The organism is Streptococcus equinus (genome assembly GCF_900101445.1).
GTDB classification, from domain to species: Bacteria; Bacillota; Bacilli; order Lactobacillales; family Streptococcaceae; genus Streptococcus; species Streptococcus equinus_B.
In genome coordinates, this window is record NZ_FNKE01000001.1 from 331,593 (window position 1) to 351,420 (window position 19,828).

Genomic DNA, 19,828 nt, shown 5'->3' on the forward strand with positions numbered 1-19,828 from the left:
TCCATCAGAAACTTACAAAAATAATTGACAAGCAAATGAAAACGCGTTATAATAGTGAAAATTTGAAAACCTTTAATTAAGTCCAGAGAGACTTTCAAGGTTACTGTAAAAAAGAGTGTTATCTCTGATAAAGGGTATGAGTGTACTTTGGTGTGCTCTGCTTATTTTGCTGTAACCTTGCCTTCTGGCGAGGTTTTTTTGTGTGAAAGGAACACTATGAATTCAAGTTGTAAAGACAAAACTTCTGTGTTAAAAGAAGATTTACTGATTGTTAGTCAACGTGAGATTGCCCCACGCATTTTTGAGATGAAGCTTTCTGGTGAGATGGTCTTGGACATGGCACCTGGTCAATTTTTGCACTTGCGTGTGCCGGACCCTAGCAAACTCTTGCGACGTCCGATTTCGATTTGTCAGATTGATAAGGTCAATAAAGTGGCAACGATTGTTTACCGAGTAGAACGTGCTGGGACGGCTATTTTATCTCAGCTAAAAGCTGGTGATCGCATTGATACCATGGGACCTCAGGGAAATGGCTTTGATCTGTCAGTCGTCTCAGCTGGTCAAACGGCTCTTCTCATCGGTGGGGGTATTGGTGTTCCGCCTTTGGTTGAAACAGCTAAGCAGCTTGCTGCTAAGGGTGTTGAAGTTATTTCTGTGCTTGGCTTTGCGACTAAAGATGCTGTAATTTTAGAAGAGGAATTGTCAGCTTATGGTAAGGTTTATGTGACAACAGATGATGGATCATATGGAACTAAAGGATATGTATCAACGGTTGTTGATGAGCTTACAAAAGAGTATTCTTTTGATGCTATTTACTCGTGTGGCGCACCAGGAATGTTGAAATACGTTGACCAAAAATTTGAAAACCATCCACATGCTTATCTGTCTATGGAATCACGTATGGCTTGTGGCATGGGAGCTTGCTACGCTTGCGTAGTACATTTGCGAAATGCTAAAGAAGCAGCCAACAAGCGCGTGTGTGAAGATGGTCCAGTCTTTGAAACTGGTCAAATCATTTTGTAAGGAGGCAAAATCATGTCAGAAAATCGTTTAGCGGTCAAACTTCCAGGGCTTGATTTGAAAAATCCGATTATCCCAGCGTCAGGATGTTTTGGTTTTGGACAAGAATATGCCAAATACTATGATTTGGATAAACTTGGCTCAATCATGATTAAGGCAACGACCAAAGATGCGCGTTTTGGAAATCCGACACCTCGTGTGGCAGAAACACCATCAGGCATGCTAAATGCTATTGGGCTGCAAAACCCTGGTGTTGACGTGGTCTTGTCAGAAAAACTGCCTTGGTTAGCTGAGCATTTCCCAGAATTGCCAATCATTGCTAATGTTGCAGGATTCTCAAATGACGAATACGCTTATGTGTCTGAAAAGATTTCAAAAGCTCCAAACGTCAAAGCAATTGAGCTTAACATCTCATGTCCGAATGTTGACCACGGTAATCATGGCCTTTTGATTGGTCAGGTACCAGAATTGGCTTATGCTGCTGTTAAAGCCAGTGTTGAGAACTCAGATGTGCCAGTCTATGTCAAGTTAACACCAAGCGTCGCTGACATTACGACAGTTGCTAAGGCTGTTGAAGAAGCCGGTGCGACAGGATTTACCATGATTAATACTTTGGTTGGTATGCGATTTGATTTAAAAACTCGTAAACCAATCATTGCCAATGGTACTGGAGGTATGAGCGGTCCAGCGGTCTTTCCAGTAGCTCTTAAGCTTATTCGTCAAGTAGCGCAAAGTTCTGATTTACCAATTATTGGCATGGGTGGTGTTGATTCGGCAGAAGCAGCCATTGAGATGATGATTGCTGGTGCGTCAGCTATCGGTGTTGGAACAGCAAACTTTGCAGATCCTTACGCTTGTCCAAATATCATCGAGCGTTTGCCAGAAGTCATGGACCACTATGGTATCACAGATCTCGAGACTTTACGTCGCGAAGTTCGTCAAGAATTACGCGGCAAATAAGCTCTGCTATTTGATTAAAAAGTCAGTAAATTTTTGACTTTGATTGTAAAAAAAGATATAATATTAACAACTGAATAACCTTTAATTGAGTCCAGAGAGGCGAGAAAGGTTCGTGAAAAAAAGAAGATGTAATCTTTGATAATGGGGTGTTTGCTACCCTGCTTTTCGTGTAACCTCGCCCTCGGGCGGGGTTTTCTTTATAGAAAAAGGAGAAAAAATGCACGAAAGTCGTCCGATTATTGCTCTTGATTTTCCATCATTTGATGATGTGAAATCATTTCTTGCTTTGTTCCCTGCAGATGAGAAGCTCTATGTCAAGATTGGTATGGAACTTTATTATGCTGAAGGGCCAGAGATTGTTCGTTATGTGAAATCTCTTGGACACTCAGTTTTCCTAGATTTGAAATTACATGACATTCCGAATACGGTTAAATCAGCAATGCGTGTGCTTTCAAATCTAGGTGTGGACATGACCAATGTTCACGCAGCTGGTGGTGTTGAGATGATGAAAGCGGCGCGCGAAGGTCTTGGACAAGGTCCAAAACTGATTGCAGTAACTCAATTAACCTCAACATCAGATGAACAAATGAAAGCAGACCAAAACATTCAGACAAGCTTGGTTGATTCTGTGCTTCATTATGCGAAAAAAGCTGAAGAAGCTGGTCTTGATGGCGTTGTCTGCTCGGCTTGCGAGGTTGCCGTTATCAAAGAGGCAACGTCAGAGGATTTCGTTTGCTTGACACCAGGTATTCGTCCTGCGGGAGCTTCGGTTGGTGACCAAAAACGCGTCATGACGCCAAGTCAAGCATCAGCTATCGGATCAAGTTATATCGTTGTTGGACGACCAATTACTAAAGCTGAAGATCCAGTGGCAGCTTACAAAGCGATTTACGACGAATGGAACGCTTAGTATTTTAATACTAAAGTGAAAATTGATTTTTGAGTTTAGAAAAGAGGAATAAAATGACTTTAGCATCACAAATTGCATCAGATTTGCTTGATATTCAAGCAGTTTACTTAAAACCAAATGATCCATTTACATGGGCATCTGGAATCAAATCACCAATCTACACAGATAACCGTGTGACTTTGTCTTACCCAGAAACACGTACTTTGATTGAAAATGGTTTTGTTGACAAAATCAAAGAAGAATTCCCAGAAGTTGAAGTGATTGCCGGAACTGCAACAGCTGGTATCCCACATGGTGCCATTATCGCTGATAAGATGAATCTTCCATTTGCTTACATTCGTAGCAAACCAAAAGATCACGGTGCTGGAAATCAAATCGAAGGTCGTGTAAGAAAAGGTCAAAAAATGGTTGTCGTTGAAGACCTTATCTCTACTGGCGGTTCAGTCCTTGAAGCTGTTGCAGCTGCAGAACGTGAAGGTGCTGATGTTATCGGTGTGGTAGCCATCTTCACTTATGAATTGCCAAAAGCAACTGAAAACTTTGAAAAAGCAGGTGTAAAACTTGTAACACTTTCTAACTACACAGAGCTTATCAAAGTGGCTAAAGTGCAAGGTTACATCACTGCTGATGATTTGACATTGTTACGTAAGTTCAAAGAAAATCAAGAAACTTGGCGTGACTAATTGAGTTAGTATTTGGCTACTAAGGTGAAAAACTTTGGTGGCCTTCTTGGTTTAAACATGGAAAGGGGTTATAATGAAACTATCATCACCATTTAAAGATAATGTTTTACCAGATACCTATGCTAAAGGGGCTAGTGTTCAAGTGAGAGGAAACGCTGTGATTTCTTTTCCTTTTACGATTGAGGATGCTCCTAAAGGAACAAAGACATTTGCTTGGACCTTTGTCGACTATGATTCTATTCCAGTTTGTGGCTTTGCTTACATTCACTGGGTAGTGGCTAATGTTCCTAGTGATATGACAGCTATCTCAGAGGATTTTTCTCGTCTAGATGCTAAGCACACTCATGGTAAAAATAGCTTGGTTAGCAAGTTTTTAAATGAGGATAACTCAGATATTTATGATGGTTATATGGGACCATATCCACCGGATAAAGACCATGTTTATACCCTTACGGTCTATGCTTTGGATTGTGAATTGCCACTTGAAAATGGTTTTTACATGAATGATTTGCGACATGCGATAGAAGGACATGTCTTGGCAAAAGAGGAGCTAGATTTAGTAGGGAAATACTAAAACTAACGAGGAGTGAACATGCAACATTCAACTTGGCATGAATTAATTAAAAAGGAATTACCAGAGCATTATTTTGGGCAAATCAATCAGTTTATGGACTTCGTCTATCAACAAGAATTGGTTTACCCACCACGAGAAAAAGTCTTTAACGCGATTCAGACAACAGCACTTGAAAATGTAAAAGTTGTCATCATTGGTCAGGATCCTTACCATGGTCCGAATCAAGCACAAGGCTTGTCATTTTCAGTGCCAGAAGACATTCCAGCTCCGCCATCTTTGCAAAATATTTTGAAAGAATTGGCAGATGATTTGGGGCAACGTGATCACCACGATTTAACACCGTGGGCACAACAGGGAGTGCTTCTTTTAAATGCCTGTCTGACGGTTCCAGCTGGTCGTGCAAATGGTCACGCGGGGCAAATCTGGGAACCTTTCACAGATGCGATTATCAAGGTGGTTAACCAAAAAGAAACACCTGTTGTCTTCATCTTGTGGGGCGGCTTTGCACGTAAGAAAAAAGCTCTCATTACCAATCCTATCCATCATGTCATTGAAAGTGCGCATCCAAGTCCACTCTCAGCTTATCGAGGATTTTTTGGCAGCCACCCTTTCTCAAAAGCTAACGCTTATTTGACAGAGGATGGCCTCGAACCGATTGATTGGTTGAAATAATAGGAGTTTAACATGTTACTTATTAAAAATGGTCGTGTTGTTGATCCAAAATCTGGTTTTGATCAGGTAGCGGATGTGCTTGTTGATGGTAAAAAAGTTGTTAAGATTGCAGATGCAATTGAAAAAGCTGGCGCTGAAGTGATTGACGCGACTGGTCTTGTTGTGGCACCTGGCTTGGTAGACATTCACGTGCACTTCCGTGAACCAGGTCAAACGCATAAAGAAGACATTCACACAGGTGCATTAGCAGCGGCAGCAGGTGGTTTCACATCAGTTGTGATGATGGCAAATACCAATCCTACCATTTCTGACGTCGAGACTTTGAAAGAAGTTTTGGCAAGTGCGGCTAAGGAAAACATTCACGTTTACACTAATGCAACCGTAACGAAAAACTTTGACGGCAAGACTTTGACTGATTTTAAAGCTTTGCTTGAAAATGGTGCCCTTAGCTTTTCTGATGATGGTATTCCGCTTCAGAGCACAAAAGTGTTAAAAGAAGCCTTGGATTTGGCTAAAGCAAACAACACATTTGTGGCTGTGCACGAAGAAGACCCAGAATTAAATGGCATCCTTGGATTTAACGAAGGTATTGCACGTGATAAATTTCATTTCTGCGGGGCAACAGGTGTGGCAGAATACAGCATGATTGCGCGTGATGTCATGATTGCCTATGACCGCGGAGCTCATTTGCATATCCAACACTTGTCAAAAGCTGAATCAGTGAAAGTGGTTGAATTTGCTCAACAATTGGGTGCAAACGTCACTGCAGAAGCAGCACCACAACATTTCTCAAAAACAGAGGATTTGCTGTTAATCAAAGGCTCTGCAGCTAAGATGAATCCACCTCTTCGTACTGAAAAAGACCGCTTAGCTGTTATCGAAGGCTTGAAATCCGGTGTCATTTCTGTGATTGCGACTGACCACGCGCCACACCATGCCGACGAAAAGAATGTCGAAGACATCACAAAAGCCCCATCAGGCATGACAGGACTTGAAACGTCACTATCACTTGGTTTGACAAACTTGGTAGCGACAGGCGACTTGACGCTTTCAGAATTGCTTGCTAAGATGACCATCAATCCATCATCTATGTATGATTTCGATGCGGGTTATTTGGCTGAAAATGGCCCAGCTGACATCGTGATTTTCGCTGACAAAGAAGAACGTGTTGTCTCAGACCATTTTGCTTCTAAAGCTTCAAATTCACCATTTATCGGTGAAAAACTGCAAGGTGTTGTCAAATACACTATCTGCGATGGTAACATTGTATATAAAGCATAAAAAAGAAATTAGCATTTTGCTAATTTCTTTTTTGTTCTTGATGACTTAAATTCATTCCCCAAGGAACGAGGTTTTCTTGGTGATTTTTAATACGAGTAATGTTGTCTTTGTGTCGTACAATGATGATGCCTGCAATAATGATAATGAGTAATGTAAAGAGCAAATCATAGTGAGTAAGCAAGAAGCCAAATGCTGGAAAGACAAGAACGCTCACCACAGCTGCGCTTGCAGCAACAACACTAGACAATGAAATCATGCTATAAAGGTAAAGGGTGATGACAAAGATAACGGCAAGAAAGAGAAGAAATAGCGGTGCATATCCAAGAAGAACACCAGCACTTGTCGCAACTGCCTTTCCACCTTTAAACTGTGCAAATAGTGGGAAGGTATGACCAATAATGGCAAACAAACCAATAAGAACAGGTGACACACCACTAACACCAAAGATAAGTGGAAGGAGTGCTGCCAGAGTTCCTTTTAGCATGTCAATCACAAATGTGACAATTCCTGCTTTGACACCTAAAACTCGAAAAGTATTGGTTGTCCCAGTATTACCACTACCATGTTCTCTGAGGTTGACATGATAGAAGAATTTTCCAATCCATAGACCAGTTGGGATTGACCCCAACAAGTATGCAATCACAATCATAACTAAAATTTTCATGTTTTCATTATAACATAATCAGTTCTTATGAAAAGGTGAAATTTGAAAAATAAATAACTTGAAGAATCAAGTTAAATTTGTGATAACGCTTTAAATTTGTTATACTATTTCATGAAAAAATTAGTGATTTTCCTTGTAAAATCCTTATTCAATTTGATTTTTTTTTGCAAAAATCTGAAAAAACTTGTAAGATAAAAAAGATGAATTATTTGGAGGTCGCTTTTGGCTAAAAAAGAAATTAATGTAAATAATTATAATGACGATGCCATTCAAGTGTTAGAGGGGCTAGATGCCGTACGTAAACGCCCCGGAATGTACATCGGTTCAACAGATGCGACAGGACTACATCATTTAGTTTGGGAGATTGTTGACAATGCCGTCGATGAAGCTCTTTCTGGCTTTGGTACTCAGATTGATGTTATTCTTAATCAAGATGGTAGTGTGACAGTAAAAGACCAAGGACGTGGGATGCCAACTGGTAAGCACGCTATGGGGATTCCAACTGTAGAAGTTATCTTCACTGTACTTCACGCAGGTGGTAAATTCGGTCAAGGTGGTTATAAAACATCTGGTGGGCTTCACGGTGTGGGGTCTTCAGTTGTTAATGCCCTCTCAAGATGGCTTGAAGTCGAAATTACTCGTGATGGTGCGGTTTACAAACAACGTTTTGAAAATGGTGGTAAACCAGTTACAACCCTTAAAAAGATTGGAACAGCACCAAAATCTAAGTCAGGTACTATGGTTACTTTTATGCCTGATGACACGATTTTCTCAACGACAGACTTTAAATTTAACACCATTGCTGAGCGCTTAAAAGAATCTGCCTTTTTGCTTAAGAATGTTACATTGACGTTGACGGATAATCGTCCAGAAGAAGCAGAACATCTAGAATTCCATTATGAAAATGGGGTGCAAGACTTTGTTGAATACCTTAACGAAGACAAAGAAACATTAACACCTGTCATTTGGGTGACTGGTGAAGACCAAGGTTTCCAAGTCGAAGTTGCACTTCAATACAATGACGGATTCTCAGATAACATCCTTTCGTTTGTTAACAATGTTCGTACTAAGGACGGTGGAACACACGAGACAGGATTGAAATCTGCTATTACCAAGGCGATGAATGACTATGCTCGCAAGTCAGGTCTTTTGAAAGAAAAAGATAAGAATCTTGAAGGGTCAGATTACCGTGAAGGGCTATCTGCAGTGCTTTCAATCTTGGTTCCAGAAGAACACTTGCAATTTGAAGGGCAAACCAAAGATAAACTCGGTAGTCCTCTAGCGCGTCCGATTGTAGACAGTATTGTCTCTGAAAAACTCACCTTCTTCCTTTTAGAAAATGGTGAAGTAGCGTCTAACCTTGTTCGTAAGGCGATTAAAGCGCGTGATGCCAGAGAAGCAGCTCGTAAAGCGCGTGATGAATCTCGTAATGGTAAGAAGAACAAGAAAGACAAAGGACTCCTTTCTGGTAAATTGACACCAGCACAGTCTAAGAACCCTAAGAAAAATGAATTATATCTAGTCGAAGGGGATTCTGCCGGCGGTTCAGCTAAGCAAGGGCGTGACCGCAAGTTCCAAGCTATTTTGCCACTTCGTGGTAAAGTCTTGAACACAGCAAAAGCAAAAATGTCTGACATCGTGAAAAACGAAGAAATCAATACCATGATTTATACCATTGGTGCAGGTGTAGGGGCAGAATTTAACGTTGAAAATTCAAACTACGATAAAATCATTATCATGACCGATGCCGATACCGACGGTGCTCACATTCAGACATTGTTACTAACTTTCTTTTATCGTTACATGCGTCCACTTGTAGAAACAGGGCATGTCTACATCGCTTTACCACCTTTGTATAAAATGTCTAAAGGTAAAGGCAAAAAAGAGCAAGTTGAGTATGCTTGGACTGATGGTGAGTTAGAAGAACTACGTCAAAAATTTGGTAAAGGAGCTCAACTCCAACGTTACAAAGGGCTTGGTGAAATGAATGCTGACCAATTGTGGGAAACAACCATGAACCCTGAAACACGTACGCTTATTCGTGTGACTATTGATGATTTGGCGCGTGCCGAACGCCGTGTCAGTGTCCTTATGGGTGACAAAGTTGAACCACGCCGCAAATGGATTGAAGACAATGTTAAATTCACCTTGGAAGAAAATACAGTGTTTTAATCGCTATTTACAAAGTTGATTTTTAATGAGTGATATTATAGTCAATTAATATCTTTAGAGGACAAGCTAATGCTTTTAGATATCTGGACTGAAAAATATAGTATTCAATGGGCTGGAGTTTATCATTTGGTTTTATCAGAGTATCCTTTGATACAAGATTGGGAATTGGAAAAAATTTCTGCTTTTATAGCATACGAGAAATTAAATGCTCGAACTACCCAAATTATTTGCGAGAATAAAGTACTTCGTGACAAGATAAAAGATATTGAGAGAAGGCCGTGTAAGGAATTCCCATATACTCCAAGTTCTAAAATAGTTGCTTCAACTTATGACGAAAAAGGTAAATATGTATATTCAGATTTTTTAAGCCATACCTGTACCGTTCAAGTAGCGAAAGAAATATTTAGAGAAAACAAGATTCTATCAGCGGTTAAGGCATTTAGATTGTCACCTGAGAAATTAGTTCAGAGTTCTCGTAATGCTGCGGGAGATCCAGCTGACTATTTTCAATATGTGATGCTTGGCTGGTCAAATACAACGTCTGGTTATCGTCTTGCTATGGAAAGGCTTTTGGAACGAGAACCTACAAAAGATGAATTAGGTCCGCTTTTTGTTCCGGGGGTAAGTTTCCATTTCAAATATGATGATATTATTGAAAGTGATGGTTATGTATTTGATGGCTATCACGCTGCGAAGGTTAAAGATGAAATTTCTTTGAACAAGCTTTATCTTTGCATTATTCCTGAGGATAAACGAGAGGTTATTGAGCCTTTGGTTCCAAGTTGTTTAGTCCCTAAAGTATTTTATTTGAAGTACGATGGTGATGGTCTTTCTGCCTGGTCAGAAAAAGTTTTTAATGTTGTAAAAAACTTTGTTAGTTAGTATAGAAAAAGTTAATTTTTTGACGTGAAAAGTAAAGGATAATAATTATGTCAAATGTACAAAATATGTCTCTTGAAGACATTATGGGGGATCGTTTTGGACGATACTCCAAATATATTATTCAAGAGCGGGCTTTGCCAGATATTCGTGATGGTTTGAAGCCTGTTCAACGTCGTATCCTTTATTCAATGAATAAGGACGGCAATACTTTTGATAAAGGTTTCCGTAAATCGGCTAAATCAGTCGGTAACGTCATGGGTAATTTTCACCCACACGGTGACTCATCAATTTATGACGCCATGGTGCGTATGAGTCAGGACTGGAAAAACCGTGAAACCTTGATTGAAATGCATGGTAACAACGGTTCTATGGACGGTGATCCACCGGCTGCCATGCGTTACACCGAAGCACGCTTGTCAGAAATTGCAGGCTATTTGCTTCGTGATATTGATAAAGATACTGTTCCATTTGCTTGGAACTTTGATGATACCGAAAAAGAACCAACTGTTTTACCAGCTGCCTTTCCTAACCTTTTGGTGAATGGTGCAACAGGTATCTCAGCTGGTTATGCAACAGATATTCCACCACACAACTTGGCAGAAGTGATTGATGCGGTGGTTTACCTTATTGACCATCCAAATGCTAAATTAGACAAATTAATGGAATTCTTGCCTGGACCTGATTTCCCAACAGGAGCAATTATCCAAGGGAAAGACGGTATTCGTAAGGCTTATGAGACTGGTAAAGGTCGTGTTGTGGTTCGTTCACGCACGGACATTGAAAGTCTTCGTGGCGGTAAAAAACAAATCGTCGTCACTGAAATTCCTTATGAAGTCAATAAAGCCGTACTTGTTAAGAAAATCGATGATGTTCGTGTTAACAATAAAGTCCCTGGTATTGCGGAAGTTCGTGATGAATCAGACCGTGATGGCCTTCGTATTGCTATCGAGCTTAAAAAAGATGCAGATGAGCAAACGATTCTCAACTATTTGTTGAAATACACTGACTTGCAAGTTAACTATAACTTCAACATGGTTGCTATTGATAACTATACACCACGCCAAGTGGGTATCATTCCGATGTTGACAAGTTACATTGCTCACCGTAAGGAAATCATCGTTGCCCGTTCAAAATTTGACAAGGAAAAAGCTGAAAAACGTCTTCACATCGTGGAAGGCTTGATTCGTGTCATTTCAATTCTGGATGAGGTTATTGCGCTTATTCGTGCGTCTGAAAATAAAGCTGATGCCAAAGAAAACCTCAAAGTCAGCTATGAATTTTCAGAAGAACAAGCTGAAGCTATTGTGACTTTGCAATTGTACCGTTTGACAAATACCGATATTGTGACGCTTGAAAATGAAGAAGCAGAGCTTCGTGAACGCATCACTATGCTTAAAGCAATTATCGGTGACGAACGTACTATGTATAATGTCATGAAACGTGAATTGCGCGAAGTTAAGAAGAAATTTGCTAACCCACGTTTAACAGAATTGCAAGCTGAAGCACAAACAATTGAAATCGACGTGGCAAGCTTGATTGTCGAAGAAGATACTTATGTCAGTGTGACAAAAGGTGGCTACATCAAACGTACAAGTCCGCGTTCTTACAACGCTTCTACGGTTGAAGAAATCGGTAAACGTGACGATGACGAACTGGTCTTTGTCTCACAAGCTAAGACAACTCAACATTTGTTGATTTTTACAAATCTTGGCAATGTCATCTATCGTCCAGTCCATGAATTGACAGATATTCGCTGGAAAGATATTGGGGAACATTTATCACAAACCATCACTAATTTTGCGACAGACGAGTATGTCTTGTATGCTGAAATTGTCGATGAATTTGGTCCGCAAACTTATTTTGCAGCCACAAAATATGGTCAAATCAAACGCTTTGAACGCAAAGAATTCACGCCATGGCGCACTTACAAATCAAAAGCTGTTAAGTACGCTAAGTTGAAAAAAGACGATGATATGGTCGTGACTATTGCGCCAATTGCACTTGATGATGTCATGGTTATTACGCATAATGGCTATGCTTTGCATTTCAATATTGACGAAGTACCAGTAGTCGGTGCCAAAGCGGCTGGGGTTAAATCAATTAACCTTAAGGATGATGATTTTGTCGTGTCAGCCTTTATCGCTAATACAGAAAGCTTCTTTATCTTAACGCAACGTGGTAGCCTTAAACGTATGGCGACTGAGCTAATTCCAGCAACAAGTCGTGCTAATCGAGGCTTGCAAGTCCTTCGTGAACTCAAATCAAAACCACATCGCGTCTTTATGGCAGGACCAGTCCATGCCTCAAATGATGTGCAAAATATTGATTTATTCACTATTGAGCCATTAGATTCAGATAAAATCGAAACCTTAGAAGTTTATTCAAATAAAGGCAATCATTATCAAGCTATTCTTGAAGATTTGACCTTGTCAGAACGCACAAGTAACGGTTCCTTTATCTCAGATAAAATTTCAGATGAAGGTGTCTTTAGCGCAAGAATTAAATAGCGATAATAAGTCGGAGATTTTCTCCGATTTATTTTTTGAACAAATTTTCAGAATTTTATGAAAAAGTACTTGAAAAAAGATTTAAAAAGCGTACAATAGGATAAAAACAAAGAAAGAGGAATAGTTATGACAGTAGATTTAGACTGGGAAAATCTAGGCTTTGCCTATCGTAAATTACCATTTCGTTACATCTCTTACTACAAAGATGGTAAATGGGATGAAGGAAAATTAACAGAAGATTCAATGCTTCACATTTCTGAAGCATCACCAGCTTTGCACTATGGTCAACAAGCCTTTGAAGGGTTGAAAGCCTATCGTACAAAAGATGGTTCAGTACAATTGTTCCGCCCAAATATGAACGCTGAACGTTTGCAACGCACTGCAGATCGTCTTCTTATGCCACAAGTGCCTACAGAAAAATTCATTGATGCTGCAAAACAAGTCGTTCGTGCTAACGAAGAATTTGTACCACCATACGGCACTGGTGCAACACTTTATCTACGTCCTCTTTTGATTGGTGTCGGTGACATTATCGGTGTTCACCCTGCAGATGAATACATTTTTACTATTTTCGCAATGCCAGTTGGTAACTACTTCAAAGGTGGTTTGGTACCAACTAATTTCTTGATTCAAGACGAATATGACCGTGCGGCTCCGCATGGTACAGGGGCTGCAAAAGTAGGTGGTAACTACGCTTCAAGTCTTCTTCCAGGTAAAATGGCTCATGACCGTAAGTTCTCTGATGTTATTTACCTAGATCCAGCGACACACACTAAGATTGAAGAAGTCGGCTCTGCTAACTTCTTTGGTATTACAGCTGATAATGAATTCATTACACCACTTAGCCCATCAATCTTGCCATCTATTACAAAATACTCACTTCTTTATTTGGCAGAACACCGTTTTGGCATGAAAGCTATCCAAGGAGATGTTAAACTTGATGAATTGGATAAATTTGTTGAAGCAGGTGCCTGTGGTACAGCAGCCGTTATTTCACCAATCGGTGGTGTTCAACACGGTGATGACTTCCATGTCTTCTACAGTGAAACAGAAGTAGGTCCTGTTACTCGTAAATTGTATGACGAACTTGTCGGCATTCAATTCGGTGATATTGAAGCTCCAGAAGGCTGGATTTACAAAGTTGACTAATAAATTAAAGCTTGCTCTTGCAAGCTTTTTTGTTTTTCGGTAAAATGAATAGCGTGAGGTGGAAAAATGAGCAAAAAAGATAAAAAAATCGAAATTCAACTTGCTGACGCCAAAGTTGCCATCAACAATGCTAATGTCGATGGTTACAATTTGACTGCTGGAAAAAAAGTTATCGGTGAAATTGCTGAGCTTGATAACAAATTTGCTGTTGTCAAAAACGGAGAAGTGGAAGCACTTTTCAAAACTTTAGAGCAAGCAATTGAAAGTATTATTGAAAATTACAACTTAAATCGCTAAAAAATAGCGAAAAGTACTTGTCAGAGAACAAAAACTATGCTAGAATAGTTTTTGTCGTAACGGAAGGGTAGCGAAGAGGCTAAACGCGGCGGACTGTAAATCCGCTCCTTCGGGTTCGGGGGTTCGAATCCCTCCCCTTCCATTTCTAAGAATTTATCTTAGAATTAATTGAACCTTGTTTTTGGGGTATAGCCAAGCGGTAAGGCAAGGGACTTTGACTCCCTCATGCGTTGGTTCGAATCCAGCTACCCCAGTCAAAGGTATCGAGTTTCGGCTTGACACCGTCAAAGATAAAAGTTGTTGTCGTTGCGGGTTACCTTGAGAAATATTATTGTTGTCAAAAGCTAGCTTAAGCTAGCTTTTGTTGGAGGATTTTTTAGAATGAATGAATTTGAAGATTTGCTAAACAGTGTTAGCGAAGTAAACCCTGGTGATGTTGTCACTGCGGAAGTTTTAACTGTTGATAATGATCAAGCAAACGTTGTTATCGAAGGAACAGGTGTTGAAGGTGTTCTTACACTTCGTGAATTGACTAACGATCGCGATGCTGATATTAACGATTTCGTTAAAACTGGCGACACAGTTGAAGTACTTGTTCTTCGTCAAGTAGTAGGTAAAGATACTGATACAGTTACTTTCCTTGTCTCTAAAAAACGCTTGGAAGCTCGCAAAGCTTGGGATAAACTTGTTGGTCGCGAAGGCGAAGTTGTTACTGTTAAAGGTACACGCGCTGTTAAAGGTGGTCTTTCAGTTGAATTTGAAGGACTTCGCGGATTCATCCCTGCTTCAATGATTGATACACGTTTCGTACGTAACACTGAAAAATTCGTTGGTCAAGAATTTGAAGCTAAAATCAAAGAAGTTGTTCCAGCTGAAAACCGCTTCATCCTTTCACGTCGTGAAGTTGTTGAAGAAAAAGCTGCTGCAGCTCGTAAAGAAGTCTTCTCTAAACTTGAAGAAGGCGCAATCGTTAAAGGTAAAGTTGCTCGCTTGACAAGCTTCGGTGCTTTCATCGACCTTGGTGGTGTTGATGGACTTGTTCATGTGACTGAATTGTCACACGAACGCAACGTTTCACCTAAATCAGTTGTTTCTGTTGGTGAAGAAGTTGAAGTTAAAGTTCTTTCAATCGACGAAGAAGCAGGTCGTGTATCACTTTCACTTAAAGCTACAACACCTGGACCATGGGATGGCGTAGAACAAAAACTTGCTGCTGGCGATGTTGTTGAGGGTAAAGTTAAACGTTTGACTGACTTCGGTGCTTTCGTTGAAGTATTGCCTGGTATCGATGGACTTGTTCACATCTCACAAATCTCACACAAACGTGTTGAAAATCCAAAAGATGTTCTTTCAGTAGGTCAAGAAGTTAATGTTAAAGTTCTTGATGTTAACGCTGCTGCAGAACGTGTATCACTTTCAATCAAAGCTCTTGAAGAACGTCCAGCACAAGCTGAAAACGAAGAAAAACGTCAATCACGTCCACGTCGTCCAAAACGTGAAGCTAAACGTGATTACGAACTTCCAGAAACTCAAACTGGATTCTCAATGGCTGACTTGTTTGGCGATATTGAATTGTAATTATAAATGAGAAGAGACTTGATTTTCAAGTCTTTTCTTTTTGTTTCGATGTGGTATAATATAGTAGTTGCCACTCTTAGTGTAATGGATATCACGCAAGATTCCGGTTCTTGAAATAGGGGTTCGATTCCCTTAGAGTGGAGTATTATACCGATTAGAAAAAGCCAGTAACTGGCTTTTTCTTTTTATATATGCCCATAAAAGCCTTGTTGTGAAGCTTGTTGAAGAATCTAAGGAAAAGTTGTCGCAAGTTAATCTTGGATAGCATTACGAGCAATTTAAGGGCGAATAAAAGGCCTGTGATTTTTACCACAGGCACTTATAAAAAGTTATTTTAAAATGATTTGAGCTACGATTGGGCTGATAATAACGTAAACAATTCCGGTAACTCCGATAGCAAGTCCTCCCATCGCACCTTCAACGAGACCGTATTTTAGAGCTGTACCAGTACCGATTGCGTGCCCTGTTCCTCCAAGGCTAAGCCCGATAGCAACGGGATCTTCGATTCGTAAGAGTTTTAAAAAAACTGGTCCAAGAACACTTGTTAAAATTCCTGTAATGACGACGACAACAAGTGTTACAGTTGTAATTCCTCCCATTTTTTCAGTGATACCAACAGCCATTGCAGTTGTTACTGATTTAGGGAATAATGAAATAGCTAGCAAATATTTAATACCAAATGTTTTCGCAACAAGAGCGGTAAAAGTTGTGTTAACGATACAAGCAGCAAGAATACCAGTAAGGATACTTCTGATGTGATGCTTCATCAAGTGGAATGAGCGGTAGAGCGGAATGCCAAGTGCTACTGTTGATGGAATAATCAATGTGTTAAGATAACTTCCGCCGATGTAATAATCATGGTAGGAAATCTTAGTGATCTTTAAAAAGGCAATAATAAAAAAAGTTGCCAATAGTAAAGGGGTAGTAATTGGGTGTGGAAAACGCCTAAAAATAAGCATGCCCATAAGGTATGCTAGGATTGATAGCATGATACCAAAGATTGGGTTTGTAAGAATATCAGTCATGGTGACCTCCTTTATCAACATAGTCTCCTTCAAAACGTGTTTTGATGAATTGAACAACAAAACCAATAGTAGCAACATTCAAAAAGATAGCTACAAGAATGATAATGGTGATAGGGAGCAAATAATCCTTGATGTCGTTGAATCGATCCATGATTCCGACAGCTGCAGGCAAGAACAAAATGGTCATATTATTGAGCAAGAAATTTCCCACAACATCTATGTGTCTTAAACGAATTACCTTGAATTCCAGGGCAAGAAAAAGTAGCACTAACCCAATAATGCTACCAGGAACAGGTAAATTGAGTAAATTAGAAATCGCCTCCCCAATAAATGAAAAGATGAGAATTATCATAAATTGAACGTATAACTTCATTAGTAAACTCCTTCGTTATAAGTCTACTACTATGTAAGAATTTTTCAATACTGTGAAAATGTTTACATGAAATTTTTTTGAAAAATTACAGTTGTAATGAAAAAAAGAAAAAGCCGAGCAAAGCTCAGGCTTTAGTGATCTAATAGTAATTTTAAGATATTTCCTCCAAAAATCCAGATATAACTATAAGAAATAATTGAAATTGGCTTGGTTAGTAGGATAATGAAGATGAAACGTTTTAATGAAATGCGAGATAATCCAGTTATCATCACCACGATATCAGCTGGTGAAATGGGTGATAACATGCAAATGATGAAGAAGTTTTCGTAATTCTGAGTGTTAAGCTTCGCTTCGTATTTGTAAAAAGTCTTCTCATCGACAAAAAGTAGAATAAACTTGCGGCCATATAGTCTAACAAGAATAAATAGTATGATACTACCAATCACAATGCCAATGTAATTGTAAAAGAAGGCAAGGATTGGATCAAAAATTAAAAAGCCAGCAACTGTTGTGACACCACCTGGAATAACTGGGAAGACGACTTGAAAGATTTGCACTAAGATAAAAACTAAAGGCCCGCAGACACTGTGCTGATTAACAAAATCTTTGAGTGCATTACTATCGTTTAGAATCCCTAAATGGTAGAACCAGATGACTAAAACAAACGTTCCCAGCAAGGCTAATACTCCCAGAAACTTGATCAGTCGCTGCCAAAAGGCATAATGGTCAAACATCTTCATTTTCATAATTCTTATCATATCATAAGAATTATTTTTTTGCTATTTTAAACATTATTTGCTATAATAACAAACGTAGCTTTTGACTACTTTATAATATCCTGGGGTCGTTACGGATTCGACAGGCATTATGAGGTACATTCTGCGACTCATCGGCAGATGTAAAAATGCCAGTTAAATATAACTGCAAAAAATACAAATTCTTACGCTGTAGCTGCCTAAAAACCAGCTCGCGTGATCTCTACAGGATTGCTTGTGTTTTGCTAGAGGTTTCATTGATTAGCAAGCTACGTTTGACTATTGCCTAGCTAGTTAAAAAGAGATTTATAGGCTCGCTTAATCTAGGTTTGAGTTATGTATCGAGCTTAAGTTAAATCAAAGACATAACCTATGGTTGTAGACGAATGTATTGGCAGGTGTTTGGACGTGGGTTCGACTCCCACCGGCTCCATAAAAACTTTTCATAGTTTAGCAAAGTTACGCAAAACGTTGATATATCAACGTTTTTTGTTTTTGCGTTTTGCCTAGTTTTGCCTAGTTTTGCCTTTTGGAGAGACCCAAAAAGAGACCCAAAAACGGGTCTCTTTTCAAAAATCAATATAATCGGAAAATTGTTTTCCAATATCATCGATAGCTTTTTGGGTAATGTGAGTGTAGACATTCATTGTTGTTTTTAAATCTGAATGTCCAAGACGGTATTGGACTTGTTTTAAACTCAATCCTGCATCAAATAATAAACTTGCGTGTGTGTGACGAAAACCATGAATTTTAATTGGTTGTAAATCACTATCTGAAATAATTTGGAGGAACCATTTTCTAGGAAGACTCGGGGTCATAATTCCACCATTTTCAGATTCAAACATCAATTTGCTGTTTGGATAGGCTTGGTGAAGTTCTTCAAGAATATCACAGGTTGTTTTATCCAAACTAATCAGGCGTTCGCTGGATTTGTTCTTAGTGACAGATATTTCTAAACCAGCGGGAGTTCGGGTGACTGCTTTAGAAACACTCAGAGTCTCGTCTTTGAAGTCTGTCCAATTTAGTGCAAGTAGTTCCCCTTTACGAACACCAGTAAAAGCAAATAATCTAAAGATAGCAATCTTTTTGATATCTTTTGTAGCCTCGACAAGTTCCATAAATTTTTTTAGTTCTTCTTTATCGTAGAAGTCTTTTTGATTAGACACCTCTCTTTTGATTTTAGGAGCTGTTACAGAGGTAGCAGGGTTATTTTCCAAGTAACCGTACTTTATAGCTAAATTAAGCGTATTACGGACCAATCCAAGCAACTTACGTCCATACTTTAGCTTAGCTGACCATTCATTCTGATATTGCTGAATAATCAGTGGAGTAAGCTCGCTGATTTTAAAATGTCCAATAGATGGTAAAATATGATTCTTGAAGTTACGTTCAGTCTTGAGGTAGGTGCTTTCAGCTACATCTTTTTCATATTCTTTCAGCCATTGCTTAGATAGTTCTTCAAAGGTTATATCAGATTTTAAATCTTGTTTATCTAATTCTTCCTGAATTTTTAATATTGCTGCTCGGGCTTCACCTTTAGTTTTAAAACCTCTGCGTTTAATATATTTCCCGCGTCCGCCTTCTTTTCCTACATAAAACCTGAACCTATAGTAAGTTTTTCCATCTTTTTTCTTGTATGATACTATCTCCATGTTAAAATCACCTTTTTGCGTTAAAATTAACCTCACACAAATGTGTGAGGATTTTTTTATTTCCACAATTTATTTCCAAATGTTACAAAAACTGGGTCAAAACTATTAGCTACGTAAACATCAACTGTTTTCGCCTCTTCACCAGCTTCAAGCCCATCTATTTCTTTAGAAATCCCATCTATATAAGAATATTCTAAAGGTGAGTTGTTATCATCAACAACGATACATCGTGGTGTATCGATATAGTGTGCGGTAGTGTTTTTCAACTTGATTGGAACTAGAAGGACTTTTTTTCCTTTAAATTCAGGGTAGTAATCGATAAATTCATCATAGCTATCATATCCAGCATCTGAATATGCTGCAAGACTAATATAGGGTTGTTTTACTGTTACCTTCAATCCAGCTAAATCAAGTTCAGTTTTTTTATCATCAGCTTTTGTAAAAATATAACTATCATCAAATGAAAGTTTATTGCTTTTTTGGAGGACCTGAGTAACGCTATCATCATTTTTCTTTGTTGTTTTCTCTTTTTTACTAGACCCAGATGTGGCAATGCTAGTTATAATAAGAAGCGCTAGTAAGCAGATACCGACAATAACAGCAATCACTTTATCATTTTTCTTTTCCAATTTAAAACTCCATCAGCTTTTAACGTGGTTCAGTTTTGCACGTAG

19 protein-coding genes, 3 tRNA genes and 1 other RNA gene are annotated in these 19,828 nt (G+C 39.0%); 17 read left to right on the forward strand and 6 right to left on the reverse strand.

The window, feature by feature from the left end; genetic code table 11:
- The first annotated feature begins 216 nt into the window (after positions 1–216).
- From BLR83_RS01610 to BLR83_RS01640, 7 genes are all read left to right on the forward strand, one after another.
- Positions 217–1,023: a dihydroorotate dehydrogenase electron transfer subunit gene (locus BLR83_RS01610; RefSeq protein WP_074559854.1), complete on the forward strand. Its 807-nt coding sequence runs from the start codon at positions 217–219 to the stop codon at positions 1,021–1,023.
- 12 nt (positions 1,024–1,035) lie between these two features.
- Entirely contained in the window at positions 1,036–1,980 is a 945-nt protein-coding gene (locus BLR83_RS01615; protein WP_074559856.1) for a dihydroorotate dehydrogenase, read from the forward strand.
- 217 nt (positions 1,981–2,197) lie between these two features.
- Positions 2,198–2,890 carry an orotidine-5'-phosphate decarboxylase gene (gene pyrF / locus BLR83_RS01620; RefSeq protein ID WP_074559858.1) on the forward strand — a complete coding sequence of 231 codons (693 nt, stop codon included), beginning with the start codon at positions 2,198–2,200 and terminating at the stop codon, positions 2,888–2,890.
- A 53-nt stretch (positions 2,891–2,943) separates the two neighbouring features.
- Positions 2,944–3,573 carry an orotate phosphoribosyltransferase gene (gene pyrE / locus BLR83_RS01625; protein WP_006532509.1) on the forward strand — a complete coding sequence of 210 codons (630 nt, stop codon included), beginning with the start codon at positions 2,944–2,946 and terminating at the stop codon, positions 3,571–3,573.
- A 73-nt stretch (positions 3,574–3,646) separates the two neighbouring features.
- Positions 3,647–4,147 carry a YbhB/YbcL family Raf kinase inhibitor-like protein gene (locus tag BLR83_RS01630; protein WP_074559860.1) on the forward strand — a complete coding sequence of 167 codons (501 nt, stop codon included), beginning with the start codon at positions 3,647–3,649 and terminating at the stop codon, positions 4,145–4,147.
- Between the two features lie 18 nt (positions 4,148–4,165).
- The gene (locus tag BLR83_RS01635; protein ID WP_074559862.1) at positions 4,166–4,819 is read left to right on the forward strand and encodes a uracil-DNA glycosylase; all 654 of its coding nucleotides are present in this window, start codon (positions 4,166–4,168) and stop codon (positions 4,817–4,819) included.
- A 12-nt stretch (positions 4,820–4,831) separates the two neighbouring features.
- Complete coding sequence (locus BLR83_RS01640; protein WP_074559863.1) at positions 4,832–6,100, forward strand: dihydroorotase; 1,269 nt, start codon at positions 4,832–4,834, stop codon at positions 6,098–6,100.
- Between the two features lie 19 nt (positions 6,101–6,119).
- Here BLR83_RS01640 and plsY read toward each other — a convergent pair whose 3' ends face one another.
- The gene (gene plsY, locus BLR83_RS01645; RefSeq protein ID WP_074559865.1) at positions 6,120–6,764 is read right to left on the reverse strand and encodes a glycerol-3-phosphate 1-O-acyltransferase PlsY; all 645 of its coding nucleotides are present in this window, start codon (positions 6,762–6,764) and stop codon (positions 6,120–6,122) included.
- A gap of 222 nt (positions 6,765–6,986) precedes the next feature.
- Here plsY and parE point away from each other — a divergent pair, with 222 nt between their 5' ends.
- The 9 genes from parE (at position 6,987) to BLR83_RS01690 (ending at position 15,491) form a co-directional block, all read left to right on the forward strand.
- On the forward strand, positions 6,987–8,936 hold the full coding sequence (gene parE, locus BLR83_RS01650) for a DNA topoisomerase IV subunit B (RefSeq protein ID WP_074559867.1): 1,950 nt from the start codon (positions 6,987–6,989) through the stop codon (positions 8,934–8,936).
- A 69-nt stretch (positions 8,937–9,005) separates the two neighbouring features.
- Entirely contained in the window at positions 9,006–9,818 is an 813-nt protein-coding gene (locus BLR83_RS01655; protein WP_074559868.1) for a phosphate ABC transporter ATPase, read from the forward strand.
- A gap of 47 nt (positions 9,819–9,865) precedes the next feature.
- Positions 9,866–12,325, forward strand: coding sequence for a DNA topoisomerase IV subunit A (parC, locus tag BLR83_RS01660; RefSeq protein ID WP_074559870.1), 2,460 nt, complete (start codon positions 9,866–9,868; stop codon positions 12,323–12,325).
- Positions 12,326–12,451: 126 nt separating this feature from the next.
- Entirely contained in the window at positions 12,452–13,474 is a 1,023-nt protein-coding gene (locus BLR83_RS01665) for a branched-chain amino acid aminotransferase (RefSeq protein ID WP_039697049.1), read from the forward strand.
- Positions 13,475–13,540: 66 nt separating this feature from the next.
- Complete coding sequence (locus BLR83_RS01670) at positions 13,541–13,771, forward strand: DUF2969 domain-containing protein (protein WP_039697048.1); 231 nt, start codon at positions 13,541–13,543, stop codon at positions 13,769–13,771.
- Positions 13,772–13,832: 61 nt separating this feature from the next.
- A tRNA-Tyr gene (locus BLR83_RS01675) sits at positions 13,833–13,913 on the forward strand.
- A gap of 40 nt (positions 13,914–13,953) precedes the next feature.
- Positions 13,954–14,025 (forward strand) — tRNA-Gln (locus BLR83_RS01680).
- A gap of 127 nt (positions 14,026–14,152) precedes the next feature.
- A complete protein-coding gene (rpsA, locus tag BLR83_RS01685) occupies positions 14,153–15,349 on the forward strand; it encodes a 30S ribosomal protein S1 (RefSeq protein ID WP_009854084.1) in 1,197 nt (398 codons plus the stop codon).
- 70 nt (positions 15,350–15,419) lie between these two features.
- Positions 15,420–15,491, forward strand: a tRNA-Arg gene (locus BLR83_RS01690).
- Between the two features lie 187 nt (positions 15,492–15,678).
- Here the strand turns inward: BLR83_RS01690 and BLR83_RS01695 are convergent.
- The 3 genes from BLR83_RS01695 to BLR83_RS01705 form a co-directional block, all read right to left on the reverse strand.
- Positions 15,679–16,374, reverse strand: coding sequence for an LrgB family protein (locus tag BLR83_RS01695; protein WP_074559872.1), 696 nt, complete (start codon positions 16,372–16,374; stop codon positions 15,679–15,681).
- Positions 16,367–16,747 carry a CidA/LrgA family protein gene (locus tag BLR83_RS01700; protein ID WP_039697045.1) on the reverse strand — a complete coding sequence of 127 codons (381 nt, stop codon included), beginning with the start codon at positions 16,745–16,747 and terminating at the stop codon, positions 16,367–16,369. Before BLR83_RS01700 ends, BLR83_RS01695 begins: the two co-directional genes overlap by 8 nt.
- A gap of 131 nt (positions 16,748–16,878) precedes the next feature.
- Entirely contained in the window at positions 16,879–17,493 is a 615-nt protein-coding gene (locus BLR83_RS01705) for a TVP38/TMEM64 family protein (protein WP_074559874.1), read from the reverse strand.
- 94 nt (positions 17,494–17,587) lie between these two features.
- On the opposite strand from BLR83_RS01705, the gene ssrA reads away from it, so the two are divergent.
- Positions 17,588–17,938, forward strand: a transfer-messenger RNA (tmRNA) gene (ssrA, locus tag BLR83_RS01710).
- Positions 17,939–18,071: 133 nt separating this feature from the next.
- Here ssrA and BLR83_RS01715 read toward each other — a convergent pair.
- On the reverse strand, positions 18,072–19,154 hold the full coding sequence (locus tag BLR83_RS01715; RefSeq protein ID WP_074559876.1) for a site-specific integrase: 1,083 nt from the start codon (positions 19,152–19,154) through the stop codon (positions 18,072–18,074).
- Between the two features lie 56 nt (positions 19,155–19,210).
- Entirely contained in the window at positions 19,211–19,783 is a 573-nt protein-coding gene (locus BLR83_RS01720) for a hypothetical protein (RefSeq protein ID WP_074559878.1), read from the reverse strand.
- Positions 19,784–19,828 lie beyond the last annotated feature (45 nt).